Source organism: bacterium (genome assembly GCA_021372535.1).
Taxonomy (GTDB): domain Bacteria; phylum Latescibacterota; class Latescibacteria; order Latescibacterales; family Latescibacteraceae; genus JAFGMP01.
In genome coordinates this window covers 1-2,085 of the sequence record JAJFUH010000041.1, presented here as the reverse complement: position 1 = coordinate 2,085, position 2,085 = coordinate 1, and the positions used below count along the sequence as shown (strand labels likewise).

The window sequence follows — 2,085 nt, the reverse complement described above, 5'->3', positions numbered from 1 at the left end:
TTGCCACAAGAGAGGGGAAGCGCCCGCTAACATCTATTTTATCAAGGTGTTATGCGCGGGGTGAGTTTCCATGGTTAAGAGTGGCAACTATCATATTCTACTGCAAATAAAAGGTACTCAGTAGTTTAACCGGACAGTTTTGACCCTTCTGGTAAAATATTTAAAAATACTTACCTCGAACACCCTTGCCAATATCTTAAACGGGGTTCATCAGGTTTTGCCCTTTTCAGACATATCCCTTTCCTTTTCGGACATAGGAGTTCAGGGTGACATGTACTCGCACGTACGATCAGGTTGTCATATTTAACTTTGTTCAGCATCTGTGATCAATGATCGATTGCACAAATAGTTAGGTGTTTCAACACAGCCTGGCATGACCGGTTAAAAAAGTGATGAATAATCCTGCCTTGTATATTATATTGAGGTGTTAAGCATAACAGATTGTTATTCAAATGGAGAGGGAGGATTATTACTATGCGGTTTCCGAACACGATTTTAATTACGGTCATGATTGTTTTTGCTGCCGGGTGTGCGAAGAAAGAGGAGGGAAAAGCGGTGACTCAGGAGCCTGTTTCGAATGCAAGTCCCGCTGATGTATATATAACGAAGGTAATCGGATGTCTCGATCACACCGAAACCATCATGGACGACATCTCGAAGGCGGCGGATGCGGCTGCCGCGTGCGCCGTAAAAGGCGGCAAGATTTATGTGACGGATGACGAGACCGTTACGAGGACGGGGAATGAAGAGACAAAGATGATTCCGGGCGGCGGAATCGGATATCCCATGCATGAGGACTGGGGTGGATTCGTCGCCGAGGCATGCGACCGCGCCGGAGGGCTCCGTCACATCCAGCCGGTTCCGCTGAACAACGAAGTGGCGCAGAACGATATCGTGCTTGTCGGCACGATCGATCTGAAACCCGATGAACAGACCGCGCAGATAAACACGCTCAAGCAGAAGGGCGCGCTCATCATCGTGTTCGGCTCCCAATCATCGAAGATAGCCGGTCTCGCCGATTATCTCATCGACAGCGGTCTCGAAGCAGGACCGGTACCGGTCATGAAAATCGGCTCGGCAGCTCCCTTCGGACCGGTCGGCGCGATGGCGAATGTCATCAATATGTGGACATTCACCGCCGAGTATGTCGGCGCCCTGACCCGTCTCGGAAAGATGCCGGCGCTCTGGCAGAGCATGTTTGTCCCCGGAGCCGCTCCCCGCAATACAAAAATCGGCGATTTTCTGTACCATTCGGACATGAAGATATCTCCGGTTAAGGCCGGTGTTCCGGGACGGCAGTATGTCACGACGGTCAGAGGGTACCTCGATAGAATCAAGGCAGGCGAGCTTGAACAGTTCCGTCAGGCCGGAAAAACATGCGCCGAAACGATCAAATCCGGCCACAAGGTCGTCGCAAGCGTTGTGGGGCATTTCATGGTCGCCCAGCTGCGGATGCCCGGATATCCGAATATTTTCACCGTTCTCTCGAACCAGTACGGCAGGGATTATCTCAAGGGAGTCCTTTCGAGAGGGGATATCTGGTTCCATGTTGGATATTCATATACACCCGAACAGGAACTGGACCTCGCGAAAGAAATCGGCGTAAAAACGGTGTGCGTGTTCACACCCGGCCCGACTGAAGTCGGTGAAGGAACACCAGTGGCGCCCGATATGAGCAAGATCGATATCTACATCGATCCTTACTGGAAACACGGCGATGCTGTTGTCGAGATTCCCGGATACGACACGAAGATCATACCCCCATCGGGTGTGGTCATGATAACAACCTTCTGGATGATTTTGGGCGAGACAGTGAAAAACATGTAACTGCTCAGCTCTATGGGAGAATGTCATGCCAAAAGCGTTCATTACGGGGATTACGGGGCAGGACGGGTCATATCTTGCGGAATTGCTCCTCGGTAAGGGCTATGAAGTGTACGGTTTGATCAGGCGGAGCAGCTCGTTCAACACCGACCGTATCGATCACCTCTACCGTGATCCGCATGGCAACGGTGAGAAACCGCGCCTATTTCTGCATTATGGCGATATGGGTGCCACCGATACTCTGCTTGATATCATTTACAC

2 protein-coding genes are annotated in these 2,085 nt (G+C 50.9%); both read left to right on the top strand.

All coding sequences use genetic code 11. From position 1 onward, the window contains the following. Window positions 1-474 precede the first annotated feature (474 nt). Window positions 475-1,827, top strand: a complete 1,353-nt coding sequence (locus LLG96_04325) for a hypothetical protein (GenBank protein ID MCE5249428.1) — start codon at window positions 475-477, stop codon at window positions 1,825-1,827. 25 nt (window positions 1,828-1,852) lie between these two features. After that, window positions 1,853-2,085: GDP-mannose 4,6-dehydratase (locus LLG96_04320; protein ID MCE5249427.1), on the top strand; the 233-nt coding region annotated here is incomplete at its 3' end.